The sequence below is a fragment of the Roseateles sp. GW821-FHT09B06 genome, assembly GCF_059418245.1.
The window spans coordinates 106,038-120,196 of the sequence record NZ_JBWKPM010000006.1; the positions used below are offsets into that span (position 1 = coordinate 106,038).

13 protein-coding genes are annotated in these 14,159 nt (G+C 69.3%); 8 read left to right on the forward strand and 5 right to left on the reverse strand.

Translation table 11 applies throughout. The features are described 5' to 3' along the window. Positions 1–36: 36 nt before the first annotated feature. From AC07OQ_RS07580 to AC07OQ_RS07590, 3 genes are all read right to left on the reverse strand, one after another. Positions 37–2,424 (reverse strand): two-component system response regulator, encoded by a 2,388-nt coding sequence (locus AC07OQ_RS07580; RefSeq protein WP_495052493.1) that lies wholly within the window; start codon positions 2,422–2,424, stop codon positions 37–39. Next, a complete protein-coding gene (locus AC07OQ_RS07585; protein ID WP_495052494.1) occupies positions 2,417–4,228 on the reverse strand; it encodes a PAS domain-containing protein in 1,812 nt (603 codons plus the stop codon). The genes AC07OQ_RS07580 and AC07OQ_RS07585 overlap by 8 nt, the downstream gene beginning before the upstream one ends. Positions 4,229–4,509: 281 nt before the next feature. Beyond that, positions 4,510–5,076 carry an HD domain-containing protein gene (locus AC07OQ_RS07590; RefSeq protein ID WP_495052495.1) on the reverse strand — a complete coding sequence of 189 codons (567 nt, stop codon included), beginning with the start codon at positions 5,074–5,076 and terminating at the stop codon, positions 4,510–4,512. Positions 5,077–5,215: 139 nt separating this feature from the next. On the opposite strand from AC07OQ_RS07590, the gene AC07OQ_RS07595 reads away from it, so the two are divergent. From AC07OQ_RS07595 to AC07OQ_RS07625, 7 genes are all read left to right on the forward strand, one after another. Beyond that, entirely contained in the window at positions 5,216–5,797 is a 582-nt protein-coding gene (locus AC07OQ_RS07595) for a cytochrome b (protein ID WP_495052496.1), read from the forward strand. Between the two features lie 37 nt (positions 5,798–5,834). After that, a complete protein-coding gene (locus tag AC07OQ_RS07600; protein ID WP_495052497.1) occupies positions 5,835–6,401 on the forward strand; it encodes a YceI family protein in 567 nt (188 codons plus the stop codon). Between the two features lie 37 nt (positions 6,402–6,438). Next, complete coding sequence (locus tag AC07OQ_RS07605) at positions 6,439–7,008, forward strand: YceI family protein (protein WP_495052498.1); 570 nt, start codon at positions 6,439–6,441, stop codon at positions 7,006–7,008. A gap of 378 nt (positions 7,009–7,386) precedes the next feature. Next, on the forward strand, positions 7,387–8,781 hold the full coding sequence (locus AC07OQ_RS07610) for a histidine kinase (protein WP_495052499.1): 1,395 nt from the start codon (positions 7,387–7,389) through the stop codon (positions 8,779–8,781). After that, a complete protein-coding gene (locus tag AC07OQ_RS07615) occupies positions 8,778–9,200 on the forward strand; it encodes a hypothetical protein (RefSeq protein WP_495052500.1) in 423 nt (140 codons plus the stop codon). Before AC07OQ_RS07610 ends, AC07OQ_RS07615 begins: the two co-directional genes overlap by 4 nt. A gap of 22 nt (positions 9,201–9,222) precedes the next feature. Beyond that, positions 9,223–10,071: a LytR/AlgR family response regulator transcription factor gene (locus AC07OQ_RS07620; protein WP_495052501.1), complete on the forward strand. Its 849-nt coding sequence runs from the start codon at positions 9,223–9,225 to the stop codon at positions 10,069–10,071. Positions 10,072–10,214: 143 nt separating this feature from the next. Further along, positions 10,215–11,261 carry a questin oxidase family protein gene (locus AC07OQ_RS07625; RefSeq protein ID WP_495052502.1) on the forward strand — a complete coding sequence of 349 codons (1,047 nt, stop codon included), beginning with the start codon at positions 10,215–10,217 and terminating at the stop codon, positions 11,259–11,261. Between the two features lie 16 nt (positions 11,262–11,277). Here the strand turns inward: AC07OQ_RS07625 and AC07OQ_RS07630 are convergent, their stop codons facing one another. Together AC07OQ_RS07630 and alaC are read right to left on the reverse strand one after the other, a co-directional pair. After that, a complete protein-coding gene (locus AC07OQ_RS07630) occupies positions 11,278–11,949 on the reverse strand; it encodes a lysoplasmalogenase (RefSeq protein ID WP_495052503.1) in 672 nt (223 codons plus the stop codon). 50 nt (positions 11,950–11,999) lie between these two features. Further along, positions 12,000–13,211, reverse strand: coding sequence for an alanine transaminase (gene alaC / locus AC07OQ_RS07635; protein ID WP_495052504.1), 1,212 nt, complete (start codon positions 13,209–13,211; stop codon positions 12,000–12,002). A gap of 311 nt (positions 13,212–13,522) precedes the next feature. On the opposite strand from alaC, the gene AC07OQ_RS07640 reads away from it, so the two are divergent. Next, on the forward strand, positions 13,523–14,095 hold the full coding sequence (locus tag AC07OQ_RS07640) for a PEP-CTERM sorting domain-containing protein (RefSeq protein ID WP_495052505.1): 573 nt from the start codon (positions 13,523–13,525) through the stop codon (positions 14,093–14,095). Positions 14,096–14,159: the final 64 nt, after the last annotated feature.

The following is a 14,159-nucleotide window of genomic DNA, read 5'->3' on the forward strand; positions in this document are numbered from 1 at the left end:
CGCACCATAACACCGCCGCCGGCATCGGAACGCCGCTCATGGCGCCGGCAGCGGCAGCAGCACTTCCATGGCCGGCGCCGGCATGGCCGGGTGGAACAGCCAGCCCTGCGCGCTGCTCGCTCCCAGCCCCAGCAGGATGTGGCGCTGCGCCTCGGTCTCGACGCCCTCGGCCGTCAGCGCCAGGCCCAGGCTGCGCGCGAGCGTGACGATGGTCTGCACGATCGCCAGGCCGGGGCCGCCCGAGTCCAGCTCGGAGACGAAGCTGCGGTCGATCTTGAGCCGGTCCAGCGGCAGGGTCTTGAGCTGGCCCAGCGACGAGTAGCCGGTGCCGAAATCGTCCAGCGCAATCCGCACGCCCATGGCGCGCAGCTCGTCCAGCATCGGCCGCAGCGCCTGGGCGTTGCCGAACAGGCTTTCGGTCACCTCGATCTCCAGGCATTGCGGCGCCAGCCCATGGCGCGCCAGCGCCGTGCGCACCCGCCCGGGGATGTCATCCTGCTCGAACTGGCGCATCGAGACATTGACCGCGAGATGGAAGGCCGGGCATTGCCGGGTCCAGGCGGCCGCCTGTGCGCAGGCCTGGTCCAGCACCCAGGCACCGATCGGCACGATCAGGCCCAGCGCCTCGGCCACCGGAATGAAGCGCGCCGGCGAGACCCGGCCCAGCTGCGGATGCTGCCAGCGCAGCAGGGCCTCGGCGCCCAGCACGGCGCCGCTCTCCATGTCCACCACCGGCTGCCATTGCAGGCTCAGTTGGCGCCGCCGCAAGGCCTGGCGCAGCGCCTGCTCGATGCGCAGCTGCTCGCCGGCGAGCTCCGATTGCGCCAGCTCGTAGACCGCGCAGCGGTTGCGGCCACGCGCCTTGGCCACATACATCGCCGCGTCGGCCGCCTTCAGCAGCTGCTCGGGATCGTTGACATGCTCCGGGTACAGGGCCAGGCCGATGCTGGCCGTCACCAGCACCTGCTGGCCGGCCAGTTGCACCGGCGCGGCCAGCGCGTCCAGCAGCTTGCCGGCCAGGCGCTGCACGTCGAGCACCTGGCCCGGCTCGCGCAGCAGCACGACGAACTCGTCGCCGCCCAGGCGCACGGCCAGGTCCTCGCGGCGCAGCTGGGCGCGCAGGCGCCGCGCCAGCACCTTCAGCAGCTCGTCGCCGCGGTCGTGGCCCAGGGTGTCGTTGATGGTCTTGAAGCCGTCCAGATCGAGAAACAGCAGGGCCAGGCGTTCGCCGCTCTGCGCATGCAGGCGCTCCTGAAGCTGCAGGCGGTTGCCCAGACCGGTCAGCGCATCGTGCAGGGCCAGGTGCTGCAGCCTGAACTGGGTGTCGCGGACCTCGCTGATGTCCGAGAAGCTCAGCACATGGTGGCTGGCGCGGCCCTCGGCGTCGAGCACCACGCACAGATGCTCCAGCGCCGGAAAGGTGCGGCCGTCGCGGCGCCGGCAGGTCACCTCGCCCTGGCGCCGGCCGTCCTGCAGCGGGCGCTGCTGCCGGTCGCCCTGGCGCCGTGCATACAGGAAGCTCAAGGGGCGTCGGCCCCGCACCTCGGACTCGCTCCAGCCGGTGAGCTGGGTGAAGGCCGGGTTGGCGCTCAGCACGCGCTCGTTGGCATCGAGGAAGAGGATGGCCTCGTCGGTGGCGTTGAACACCACCAGCGCCTGGCGCAGCCGTGCCTCGCCCTCCATCTTGTCGGTGATGTCGCGCACCATGCCCATCACCAGGCCCTCGCGCTCGAAGCGCCGCGCATGGATCTCCAACCAGCGCGGCACAGCGTCGCCGGCCTGCCAACGGCAGTTCATGTCCACCGGCCGACCATGCTCGATCAGCTCCTGCAGCGCCCGCACCGCCGCCGGCTCCAGGCGCCGCTGCAGCTCGTCCAGGCTGAGCGTCTGGCCCAGTGGCGCCAGCTCGCCGCCCAGGCCGTGACCGCTCCAGCGCAGAGGGCGCCCCGCCTTCTCGTCCAGCTCCAGCACGGCCAGCCGCGCCGCCTCCAGCGCCAACAGCAGGCGGCGCTCGGCCTGCTCGGTCTTGAGTTCCTCGTGGCGGCGCGCCACCGCCATGCGCACGGTGGCATTGAGCTCGCGCAGCTCGAAGGGCTTGAGCAGGTAGCCGTAGGGTGCGGCCGCGGCGGCGCGCTGCAGGATCTCGGGCTCGCCGTAGGCGGTCAGGAAGATCACCGGCACGGACAGGCGTTCGCGGATCTGGCGCGCCGCGCTGATGCCGTCGCTGCCCTGGTCCAGATGAATGTCCATCAGCACCAGGTCGGGCATCTCGCGCTCGGCCAGGCGCACCGCATCGGGTTCGTTGGCGGCGATACCCACCACCAGGAAGCCCAGCTGCTCCAGCCCGCTGCGCAGGTCCAGCGCGACGATACGCTCGTCCTCGACGATCTGCACCCGCAACGGCCGTTCGGCGCATTCAAGCATGTAGGGTCTCCGGCTCCAGATGCAGCAGCAGCCGCGTGCCGCGGGCGGGCCGCGCCAACTCCAGGCGGGCGCGGCATTGCTCGGCCAGCAGCGGCAGCAGCTGCAGCCCCAGGCCGCGTCCCTGGCCCGGCTCCAGCCCGGCGGGCAGGCCGACGCCGTCGTCGGCCACCTCGATCACGCCCCGGTCCGGCCACAGCCGCACCAGGATCTGACCCGCGCGCCCGCCGGGGAAGGCATGCTTGACGGCATTGGTCACCAGCTCGGTGACCAGCAGGCCGCAGGGCACGGCGCGCTGCAGGTCGAGCCGGCAGCCCTCCTCGGGCGCATCGATATGCAGTTCGACGGCGGCCATGCTGCCCAGATAGGTCTCGCGCAACAGCACGCCCAGCCGCTGCAGGAAGGGCCCCAGTTCCAGACCGCTGAAGTCGCGCCGCTCGAACAGCAGCTGGTGCATCAGCGCCATCGAACGCACCCGGCTCTGGCTGTCGCGCAGCGCCGTCTGCACAGCGGGCACGGCATTGCGCGACTGCAGGTTCAGCAGGCTGGAGATCACCTGCAGATTGTTCTTGACGCGATGGTGGACCTCGTTGAGGAGCACCGTCTTCTCGACCAGCGCGCGCTCGATCTGGTTCTGCGCGGCACGGCGCTCCGAGACATCGCTGATGGTGGCCAGCACCTGCTGGGTGGCACTGCCGGGCAGCGGATTCAGGCCGATCTCCACCGCGAACTCGCTGCCATCGCGGCGCAGCGCATAGAGCTCCTGGCGCTTGGCCATGTAGCGCAGCGCCGGCTCGCGCATGAACTGCCGCACATGGGCGCCATGCCCGCCGCGCTGGCGCTCGGGCACCAGCTGGTGCACCGGCATGCCGGCCAGCTGGATGCGTGTGTAGCCGAACATCCGCGCCATGCTCTCGTTGGCCAGCAGGATGCGGCCCTCGGCGTCGATCAGGCCCATGCCCACGGTCGCGCCCTCGAAAACGCGGCGGAAGCGCTCCTCGCTGGCCAGCAGGGCCTGCTCGCTGGCGCGGCGCGCGCTGATGTCGATGCCCGAGGGGATCAGGTGGGTGATGCGGCCCTGCTCGTCGCGCAGCGGCGCCAGCATGAAGTCCACCGCCATGCGGCTGTCGCCCATCATGCGGGCGACCACGTCGCGGCGCACCGTCTCGCCGGCGGCGGCACGCTGCACCGCCTCGCGCAGCCAGAACTGCTCCTCCGGGTCATGGCTCCACCAGTAGGTCTCCCATAGCGGCAGACCGCGCACCTGCTCCAGCGAGACGCCGCCCGCCTCCAGCGGCGCGCGATTGGCCTCCAGCAGGATGCCGTCGGGGCTGAGCACGCCGACAAAGACGAACAGGCTGTCCAGCACGCGGCGCAGCTGCTGCTCGCCGCGCATCTGGGCCTGGCGGGCGAGGCGCTCACGCGTGCGGTTCAGCGCCTGCACCAGCACGCCGGCGGGGCGCCCGTCGGCGCCCGGAATCGGCAGATAGCTGGCCTCCCATTCGGAGGGTTCGCCGGGCAGGCTGGGCACCTCGGCCTCGATGCGGAAGTTGTGCATGGCGCGACCCTGCTCCAGCACCTCGTGCAGCAGGGGCAGCAGGGCATCTGCGGCCGCCGGCAGCACCTCGGCCACGCTGCGCCCCAGATGGTCCGCCACGCTGACGCCGTTGGCCTCGGCCAGGACGCGGTTGATGTGGCGGTAGCGCAGTTGCCGGTCCAGCACCGCCAGCCCCACCGGCATGTCGCTGGCCAACAGCACATTCAACGCGGCGCTGTCCAGCGCCTCGGCGGACCTGTCCTGCAACATGACGCCTCCCTTGGCGTGCACCAGACCCGCCTCCTGCAGCGGACGGGTTTCCGGGCTGCGTCCCTTATATCAAGCATGGGCGCAAATTGCACCCCTGGCACCCCCCTGAAATGACTATGCCGACCCGACAAGCCCCTTGCGGGACTTGCCGGGCCGGCACAGCACTCCTCCCCTTGACCGCCACACCGAGGTCCAGGCGGTGCAGCGATCAGCAGGCAGTATCCGGGCGCTCCCGCGGCGCAACCATCCCCCTCAAGTGGGAAGGCCGGCGCCGTCGCTGCTCAGGCGATCGCCACGCGTCGCGCCCGGTGTGCGTACAGGATCTCGTCGCGCAGCAGCGCCAGGTAATAGGCCAGCGGCGGGGTGCGCTTGGCCGGGATCTTGGCCAGATCGTCCCAGCGCCGCAGCTGCAGCGCGGCGGCGGCATGCGGGCGCGCCATGAAGACCAGCTGCTCCTCGGGCCGCATGCGACCGCCCTGCCGCGCCAGGCTGCGTTGCGAGGCCGGCGACAGCGCGGCCGCATAGCGCGGATCGGTGGCGACCAGGTAGCGCTTGGCCTGCACATGCAGGCGGATCGGCTCCAGCACGTCGGGCCCGAAGCCGCCGGCCAGCAGCGGCAATGCACGCAGCTCGTGCTGGTCGTCACGCAACGCTTCCTGCGGACCGCCATCCATCAGCTGGCCCAGGTCGTGCAGCAGCGCCGCCGCCACCAGGCTGCTGTCCGCATGGGCCCATTCGGCCAACTGCGCACATTGCAGCGCATGCGCCAGGGCGCTGACACCCTCCTCCCCGTAGTGGCAGGCGCCACGGCGGGCAAACAGGGCTTCGATCTTGGCCACCAGGTCCATGCGTTCCTCCTTGGACTGAACCGGGCCCGATCTTGGGCAGCCGGGATGACCGCGGCGTGACGGGCCCGGCCGAACCGTGGGCATTCAAATTCCGTGAACAATAGACTCAAGAGGCATGAACCGCCCTCTCCTTGCGGACATGCACACTACGACACATTGCCAGACATTGACCACCATGCAGGCCACGACTCCCGCCACCCGCTATGACACCGTCACCATCGCCTTCCACTGGCTGCTGGCGCTGGCCATCATCGGCGCCTTCGGCGTCGGCCTGTACATGGTGGACCTGCCCTTCTCGATCGGCCGGCTCAAGCTCTACAACTGGCACAAATGGGCCGGCGTGACGATCCTGGCCCTGTCGGCGGTGCGCCTGCTGTGGCGCCTGGCCCACCGCCCGCCGGCCGCGCTGCCGGCCCCGGCCTGGCAGCGACGCGCCTCGCAAGGGGTGCACGGCCTGCTCTATGTCTTCTTCTTTGCCGTGCCCCTGGCCGGCTGGGCCTACAGCTCGGCGGCCGGTTTTCCGATCGTCTGGTTCGGCATGCTGTCGCTGCCCGACTTCGTGTCCCCCGACAAGGCGCTGGCCGAAACCCTGAAGGCGGCCCACAAATGGTTCGCCTATGGGCTGGGCGCGCTGGTCCTGGTCCATGTGGCGGCGGCGCTGAAGCACCATTTCATCGATCGCGACGGCCTGCTGGCACGCATGCTGCCCGGCCGCTCCTGAATCCCTCTTCTCATCCATCACCCGAGGATTGACCGTCATGCGCCGTTTCATCGCCACCGCCCTGCTGTTCGCCGCCGGCCTGCAAGCCTCCGCGGTCCAGGCCCAGGTTCAGCTGCAGCCGGCCCAGAGCGAACTGAGCTTCACCAGCCGCCAGATGGGCGTGCCGGTGGATGGCCACTTCAAGCGCTTCGACGCGCAGCTGGCCTTCGATCCCAAGAAGCCCGAGACCGGCAAGGTCGGCTTCACGATCGACCTGACCAGCGTCAGCCTGGGTGCGCCCGAGCTGGAGACCGAGCTGGCCAAGGCCCCCTGGTTCGACAGCAAGAAGCTGCCCCAGGCCCAGTTCCAGAGCACGGCCGTCAAGGCCGTCGGCCCCGGCCGCTTTGACGTGGCTGGCAAGCTGACCCTCAAGGGCCAGACCCGCGACATCAGCGTGCCGATCACCCTGGCCCAGGCCGGCGGCCTGTCCACCGCAAGCGGTGGCTTCGTGCTCAAGCGCCTGGAATTCAAGATCGGCGATGGCGAATGGGCCGACACCTCGATGGTGGCCAACGACGTGCAAGTGAAGTTCAAGCTGGTGTTCAAGGGCATCGCCCCGCTCTGACCCCTCTCTCCCCCAACCCTCTCCACAAGGAAAACCCATGAAGAAAGCCCTGATCGCAGCCGCCGTGCTGGCCCTGAGCTCGCTGGCCCAGGCCGAGACCGTCAGCTACGCCATCGACCCCACCCACACCTTCGTGACCTACGAGATCGGCCACTTCGGCACCTCGACCAACCGCGGCCGCTTCGACAAGAAGGAAGGCACCGTGGCGCTGGACAAGTCCGCCAAGACCGGCAAGGTCGAGATCAGCTTCGAGATCGGCTCGGTCAACACCGGCGTGGCCCCGATGAACAAGCATCTGCTGAGCGACGATTTCTTCGCGGCCGAGAAGTTCCCGACCGCCAAGTTCGTCGGCAACAAGTTCGTCTTCAACGGCGACAAGGTCAGCGAAGTCAGCGGCCAGCTGACCCTGAAGGACAAGACCCAGCCGGTCACCCTGAAGGCCAGCAACTTCAACTGCTATGAGAGCCCGGTGCTCAAGCGCGAGGTCTGCGGCGGCGATTTCGAGACCACCATCGACCGCACCCAATGGGGCATCGATTACGGCCTGGCCTGGGGCTTCCCCAAGAACGTCAAGCTGGTGATCCAGGTCGAGGCCGTGCGCCAGTAAGCCGGACCGCTACACATCCTCACAAAGCGAGCGCCCCACCTACATCTTGGGAGGCTCAATAATGGGTAGACACCCTATGATGCACTGCAGCATTGGGAGGTCTTCCATGTTTCAACAACGCAGCGTTCAGTTCGCAGTCGCAATCCTGCTTCTGGTGATTCTGGTGGTGCAGGCGCTGGACTGAATCCTCGGTTCCAGCCACCGGCACCTCGCCGACTTGACGCCCCGGGGCTCGCCCCCCGGGGCGTTTCTCTTTGATCGGCGCCCCCGACCATCGCCGGCCGCTGCAGCCTGTCCCCCGCCCCAGGCAGCGTATCGCGCGGCCGTGGCGCCGCTGCGGGGCTTGCGTACAGTCCGGACCATTCAAAGGTCCCCTCGATGAACGCCGCCGCCCCTGCTCCCACCCTCTACGCCCGCTGGCAGACCCTCAGCGCCACCCTGATCCGGTACTTCCGCACCTATGCCAACTGGCTGGTCGGCATCACCTGGAAGCGCTTCGCGATGCTGTCGCTGCTGCTGCTGGTGGGCGCCAATGTGCTGGAAAGCCTGCCCCCGTTCACCTGGCGCCTGACCGAGCATGTGGAGGAGGTCGCGCCGCGCAAGCCGCGCGCCAGGCCCGCCAAGCCGGTCAAGCCGGCCAAGCCTGCGGAACCGGCCAAGCCGGCCTCCGGCGAGGGGATCCGCTACGAGGTGACGATCGACGAGCGCGGCGTGCGCGTGATCCCGCGCGAGATCGGCAAGGCGGCCTCGGCCGCATCCGCCGCCGAGGCCAGGGTGGACGGCCGCCTGCCCTCGATCGAGATCCGCCTGCCCGATTCGGTCAAGCCCGAGGAGGTGCGCGAGGCCATCGCCGAGGCCAAGCGGACGCTCGAGCAGGCCGCCCGCGACGCCCAGCAGGCCGTGGCGGATGCCGAACAGGCCAAGCACGACGCCGAGCAGGCCCTGCGCGACGCCCACGACAGCGAGGACGACGAACCCCGGGTGCGGGTGCGCGTGGTGCGCCTGGGCGATTTCCTGATCGACCTGGCGGTGTTCATCGTGATCGCCTCGGCCATCATCAAGATCACCTACAAGGGCCGCATCCAGGCCGAGGTCAAGGCCGCCCAGGCGACCGAGACGGCCGAGGCCGAATCGCTGAAGCGCCAGGTGGTGGAGGCGCGGATGGCCGCGATGCAGGCCCAGGTGGAGCCGCATTTCCTGTTCAACACCCTGGCCTCGATCGACCACCTGATCGAGACCGACCCGCCGCGCGCATCGACCATGCAGAAGAACCTGATCGCGTTGCTGCGCGCCTCGATGCCGACGATGCGCGAGGCCAATGCCAACGGCGGGCGCGACCTGGGCCGCGAACTGGCCGTGATCCGCCCCTATCTGGAGATCCTGAAGGTGCGCATGGAGGAGCGGCTGCAGACCGAGATCCTGGTGCCGGACGGCCTGCTGTCGGCCGAGTTCCCGCAAATGATGATCCAGGGCCTGGTGGAGAACGCGATCAAGCATGGCCTGGAGCCCAAGGCCGAGGGCGGCCGGCTGAGCGTCAAGGCCGAGATCGTGCACGGCAAGCTGGCCGTCACGGTGGCCGACACCGGCCTGGGCTTCGGCCGCGCCGCCACCGCCGGCACCGGCGTGGGCCTGGCCAATATCCGCGAACGCCTGATGCTGCTGTATGGAGCCAAGGCCGGCGTCACCGTCAGCGAGAACCAGCCCTCGGGCACGGTCGTCACGATCACCGTGCCCTACCGCAGCCGCAACGAGGAGCAAGGAGTCGCCGCATGAAGACGAAGCGCTTTTTCCAATGGATCCTGGCTTTCGGCCTGCTGCTGGCGGCGCTGGCGGTGGCCGGCGGCTGCGCGGTCTGGCAGGAGCTGGCCTCCCACCCCGAGCTCAGCGTCAGCATCAACGGCGAAGACCTGGCGCTGCACGAGCTGCATGCCGCGCATTGGGGCGGCCTGATGTTCGGCGGCCTGCTGGTCACGCTGGTGCTGCTGGTCGTGCTGCCGCTGGCCCTGGTGCTGGGGCTCGGCCTGCCGCTGCTGATCGTCGCCGCCGTGCTGGGCCTGGCCCTGCTGGCCCTGCTGAGCCTGGGCGGGCTGCTGCTGTCGCCGCTGCTGCTGCTCGGCCTCGTGCTGTGGCTGCTGCTGCGCGGCCGCAAGCCTCGGGACAAACCCCAGGCCGCCCCGGCCGCCCGGCCCTGAACGCGCGGCTAGCATTGCGCCCATGAGCGACACGACGAACACCCCCCGCATCCGGGCCGTGCTGGCCGACGACGAACGCCTGATGCGCGAGCAGCTGCGCAGCCGCCTGACCGAGGTCTGGCCCGAGCTGGACATCGTGGCCGAGGCCAAGAACGGTCTGGAAGCCGTCGAGCTGGTGCGCGAGCACAAGCCGGACCTGGTGTTCCTGGACATCCGCATGCCGGGGCTGACCGGCGTCGACGCGGCGCGCCAGATCGCGCAGTTGCCCGGCGACAGCGATGACGATGAATGGCTGGTGCCCGAGATCGTCTTCATCACGGCCTACGACCAGTACGCGGTCGAGGCCTTCGAGCAGGGCGTGGCCGACTATGTGCTGAAGCCGGCCGAGCGCGAACGCCTGCAGGTGACCGTGCAGCGCATCAAGAAGCGGCTGGCCCAGCGTCATCAGGAGGGCGACGAGGCGGCGGCCGACACCCGGAGCGCCGCGCCGCTGCAGCAGTTGCTGCACAAGCTCTCGGCCCAGCTGAACCCGGGCGGCAAGCCCGCCTACCTGCAATGGATCCAGGCCACCGTGGGCCAGGCGATCCAGATGATCCCGGTGGACGATGTGCTGTTCTTCATCAGCGACGAGAAGTACACGCGGGTGCAGACCGCCACCTTGGAGGCCCTGATCCGCAAGCCGATCAAGGAGCTGGTGGACGAGTTGGACCCGGCGATCTTCTGGCAGATCCACCGCTCGACCCTGGTCAACGTCAAGGCCATCGCCGGCGTCACCCGCGACTTCCGCGGCCGCCAGCTGGTGGGCGTCAAGGGCAACAACGAGAAGCTGGAAGTCAGCCGCAGCTACACGCATTTGTTCAAGGGGATGTGAGGGGCGTGCGGTGAGCTCTGACAGGTAGTCCGGACCACATGCCGTCGGCATAGGCATGTGAGGCAATGGCGCAGCAGCGCTTGACATCAAGTTAACTTGAGCTTTTACCGTGGAGGCCCGATCGCCACCACGAAGAAGCCAAGATGATGATGATGACAAAAGCCGACGACTCCGGCGCGGCCGCGCTGGCCACGCTGCACGAACTGCTGGATGAAGGGCTCAGTCTGGGCCCCGAATACGAGGATCAGCTCAGCTCGCACCTGCCAATGGCCCTGGATGCCTTGCAGGACCTGGGTGCCGACAGCGCGCGGCTGCACGAGTTCCGCCGGCGTTATGGCGCGCGCCTCGCCCCCCTGCCCGCGGTCCCGGACGCCTTCGCATCGCAACGCCCGGCGAGCTTCGGCCGCATCGAGGACTATCCGCAATGGCTCGCCCACTACCGTGCAGCGCTGCGCGGGCGGCCGGACCGCGATGCGCTGCTGCGTCGGGAGTTGCCCGCGCTGCTGCGTGGCGCCGGTGGCGCAGCCTTCCACGGCCTGATTCGCGCGGGCCATGCGCTGCGCCATGGCCATAAAGGCGAACTGGCCGCCGCGCTGGCCTATTGGGCCAGCCGCCATATGCCGCTGGCATGCGGCGAACCCGCCCGCGCCTCGTCGCCTCTTCCACCTCCGCTGCGCCTGCCCGACTGGCTCGCGGCGTTGAGTGCCTTGCCCGACCAGGAGCTCATGCCACAGCGCCGCCTGATCTCCCAGCGCATGACCGATTGGAGCCGGCGCGAGGACTGGCGCGCCCTCGCCGGTCGCCTGCCCGCCGGCGAACTGCCCGCCCTGGCCCGTTGCGCGGCCGCGCTCTATGCCCACACGGCCGATTTCACCGTGCTGCACCTGGTCACGGCCAGTGCGGCGCTGCATCAGCTATTGCCCTGGCTGAATGCGCAAGACCTGGCCCCTTTCACGGCGGCCACGGCCGCGGCGCTGTTGTCCAGCACCGCCGCGGCCCGCCGCGCCATAACCGACCCGCTGCCGGTGTCCGCGCCACGGCATGATTGGGCCCAACTCGCCAGCGCGGCGATCGCACAGCATGACGACCACGCAATCAAGCTGGTGGCCGCCTGTCGCGCGCTGGACCGGATGGATCCCGCGCCGGTGTGGCGCGCCGCGGCGGCAAGGGCGCTGAAGGGGCGGGTCTAGAAGAGCGTTGCGCGCATCAACCCTCGCGTGACGCCTGCGGCGTCGCCTTCGGCGCCAGCCAGCTCGCGATGCACCACTGCGCCGCCCAGTAGGTCACGAGCACCCACAGCGACGCCAGCGGCAGCGGCCCGGCGAACTTGTTGGTGGCCAGCAGCGCATCCGACACGACGAACAGCAGACCGCCCAGCGCCAGCCCCCATGCGCCGCGGCGGCGCCCCAGCACCGCGGCCTGCGCGCCCATCGCGGCCAGGCACAGCACATAGGCGACCACCGGCGGGCGCAGGTCCGCCGGCACGCCGGGCCAGAGCCGGGCGAGGATGAAGCCGGCCAGCAGCGCGTAGAACAGGAAGCTCCAGGGCCAGGGCGTGAAGAAACGCTCGACGCGAGTAAAAGCCCAGAGATAGCAGAGATGCGCCAACAGGAAGGACAGCAGGCCGGCGATGAAAAAGCCCTGCTGCGGCCACATCAGCGCCACGTCGCCGGCCAGCGAGAACGCGAGGCCCGTCAGCACCCAGCGGCGCGGTCGCGGCATGGCCCGGCCGCGCGGCCAGGCATGGGCGATCACGAGCAGCGTCGTCAGCGGCTTGAAGAGATAGACCAGCCAGGGCTGGGCGCTCAGGCCGCCGAGGATGGCCAGGCCGGCGCTGAGCAGGGTCAGCGCGGCGAGCAGGGGGGTGGAGAAACGCATGGTGGCGCATCTTGGCAGAGGCGCGCCACGCCGGTCCTAGTGGCTTGCCCTCAGCCCATCAGGCCGTCGGCCTTGAACATCGCCTTGATGCCGCGCACCGCCTGGCGGATGCGCGATTCGTTCTCGATCAGCGCAAAGCGCACATGGCCGTCGCCATGGTCGCCGAAGCCGATGCCCGGCGAGACGCAGACCTTGGCCTTCTCCAGCAGCTGGCGCGCGAATTCCAGCGAGCCGAGTTCGCGGTAGGGCTCGGGAATGCGGGCCCAGATATACATGCTGGCCTTCGGGCAGTCGACCGCCCAGCCGGCCTCGGTCAGGCCCTTGTGGAGCACATCGCGGCGGCGCTGGTAGCTGGCGGCGATCTCCTGCACGCATTGCTGCTCGCCCTCCAGCGCGGCGATCGCCGCGACCTGCAGCGGCGTGAAGGTGCCGTAGTCGTGATAGCTCTTGATGCGCGCCAGCGCGGCGACCAGGTCGGGGTTGCCGACCATGAAGCCGACGCGCCAGCCGGCCATGTTGTAGCTCTTGCTCAAGGTGAAGAACTCGACCGCCACGTCCTTCGCGCCGGGCACTTGCATGATGGACGGCGCCTGGTAGCCGTCGAACACGATGTCGGCATAGGCCAGGTCGTGCACCACCAGGATGTCGTGCTTCTTGGCCAGCGCGACGACTCTCTCGAAGAAGGCCAGGTCCACGCATTGCGCGGTCGGGTTCGACGGGAAGCCGAACACCATCATCTTGGGTTTCGGATAGCTGCCGCGGATGGTCTTCTCCAGCTCGGCGAAGAAGTCCACCTCGCTGGACACCGGGATGGCGCGTATGTCTGCGCCGGCGATCACCGCGCCGTAGATATGGATCGGGTAGCTGGGGTCGGGCACCAGCACCGTGTCGCCGCGGTCCAGGGTCGCGAGCATCAGGTGCGCCAGGCCCTCCTTGGAGCCGATCGTCACGATGGCCTCGCTGTCGGGGTCGATCGCGACGCCGTAGCGGCGCTGGTACCAATGCGAGATCGCGCGGCGCAGGCGCGGGATGCCCTTGCTGGCCGAATAGCCATGGGTGTCGGGCCGCTGCGCGACCTCGGTGAGCTTGGCGACGATGTGCGGCGGCGTGGCCCCGTCGGGGTTGCCCATGCTCATATCGATGATGTCCTCCCCGCGCCGGCGGGCGGCCAGCTTGAGCTCGGCCGTGATGTTGAAGACGTAGGGAGGCAGGCGATCGATGCGCGCGAAGCGGCGCTTGCTGCCGGAGGAGGCAGAAGTCATGTTTGGTTTTCTCACGTAAGCGCCCGGAACCGTCCGAGCGACGTGGCCGGCAATGGCGCCGGACCGGGGACGATGCTAACCGAAGACTCATTGCCGCGGAACAACGGCCGGGTCGCTGCCCATAAGGGTCGGGTCTTGCCGTGCATGCGCAGCCCGCCGGACTGTGGCCGGCCCGAGGGTCTTCCCATCCCCTCGGATACGGGGCGAGCCTGCGGCGAACTGCCGCCCAAGCCCTAGACTGCGCCTCGCGATGACTTGAGCGGGTGTCCTGCCGTCAGCATTGCCCGGTTTAATCAAAGAAAAGGTTCACGATGCTCTCGAAGAATACTTTCCGCTCCCTGCTGGCTTCTGCCCTGATGCTGGTGTCAGGTCTTGCCTGCGCCGGCGTGGTGAGCGTGTCCCATCTGTGGGACGGCAGCGAAGCCAGCGGTGCCACCCGCCTGTTCCGCGACGGCATCGCCAGCGTGGCCGGCAGCCAGAAGAGTTTCCCCGGCACCTTTGGCAACAACCCGACCTACTTCAAGGTCTGGCAGTTCGATGTGGCCGCGGGTTCGGTGTTCTCGCTGAGCTCGGTCAGCGGTGCGGCGGACGGCTTCTTCTCGGCCTATGACGGCGCCTTCGATCCGGCGAACCTGGCCGCCCATTACCTCGGCGATGCGGGGTCCTCGGGCCTGGTCTCGTTCAGCATCGACGCACCGACCAGCGGCCATGTCTGGCTGGTCGGCAGCAGCCTGGGCGGCAATGCCGCGCTGGGCCTGACCCTGGCAGCCGATGTGAGCTTCACGCCCGCCAACGGCGTGCCCGAGCCCTCGGCGCTGGCCCTGATCGGCGCCGCCGGCCTTGGCTTGCTGGTGACCGCCAGGCGCCGCCGCCGCGGCGCCTGAACTTCGACGGGCACGCCCGCAGATCGGGAAGGCCGGAACCCCGGGGTTTCGGCCTTTTGCTTTG

What these genes read in the sequence shown, in the direction of transcription:
- AC07OQ_RS07620 (WP_495052501.1), top strand. Translation starts at nt 9,223, where the DNA reads ATGAGCGACACGACGAACACCCCCCGCATCCGGGCCGTGCTGGCCGAC.
- AC07OQ_RS07585 (WP_495052494.1), bottom strand. Translation starts at nt 4,228, where the DNA reads ATGTTGCAGGACAGGTCCGCCGAGGCGCTGGACAGCGCCGCGTTGAAT.
- AC07OQ_RS07600 (WP_495052497.1), top strand. Translation starts at nt 5,835, where the DNA reads ATGCGCCGTTTCATCGCCACCGCCCTGCTGTTCGCCGCCGGCCTGCAA.
- AC07OQ_RS07580 (WP_495052493.1), bottom strand. Translation starts at nt 2,424, where the DNA reads ATGCTTGAATGCGCCGAACGGCCGTTGCGGGTGCAGATCGTCGAGGAC.
- AC07OQ_RS07640 (WP_495052505.1), top strand. Translation starts at nt 13,523, where the DNA reads ATGCTCTCGAAGAATACTTTCCGCTCCCTGCTGGCTTCTGCCCTGATG.
- AC07OQ_RS07605 (WP_495052498.1), top strand. Translation starts at nt 6,439, where the DNA reads ATGAAGAAAGCCCTGATCGCAGCCGCCGTGCTGGCCCTGAGCTCGCTG.
- AC07OQ_RS07625 (WP_495052502.1), top strand. Translation starts at nt 10,215, where the DNA reads ATGATGATGATGACAAAAGCCGACGACTCCGGCGCGGCCGCGCTGGCC.
- alaC (WP_495052504.1), bottom strand. Translation starts at nt 13,211, where the DNA reads ATGACTTCTGCCTCCTCCGGCAGCAAGCGCCGCTTCGCGCGCATCGAT.
- AC07OQ_RS07630 (WP_495052503.1), bottom strand. Translation starts at nt 11,949, where the DNA reads ATGCGTTTCTCCACCCCCCTGCTCGCCGCGCTGACCCTGCTCAGCGCC.
- AC07OQ_RS07615 (WP_495052500.1), top strand. Translation starts at nt 8,778, where the DNA reads ATGAAGACGAAGCGCTTTTTCCAATGGATCCTGGCTTTCGGCCTGCTG.
- AC07OQ_RS07610 (WP_495052499.1), top strand. Translation starts at nt 7,387, where the DNA reads ATGAACGCCGCCGCCCCTGCTCCCACCCTCTACGCCCGCTGGCAGACC.
- AC07OQ_RS07590 (WP_495052495.1), bottom strand. Translation starts at nt 5,076, where the DNA reads ATGGACCTGGTGGCCAAGATCGAAGCCCTGTTTGCCCGCCGTGGCGCC.
- AC07OQ_RS07595 (WP_495052496.1), top strand. Translation starts at nt 5,216, where the DNA reads ATGCACACTACGACACATTGCCAGACATTGACCACCATGCAGGCCACG.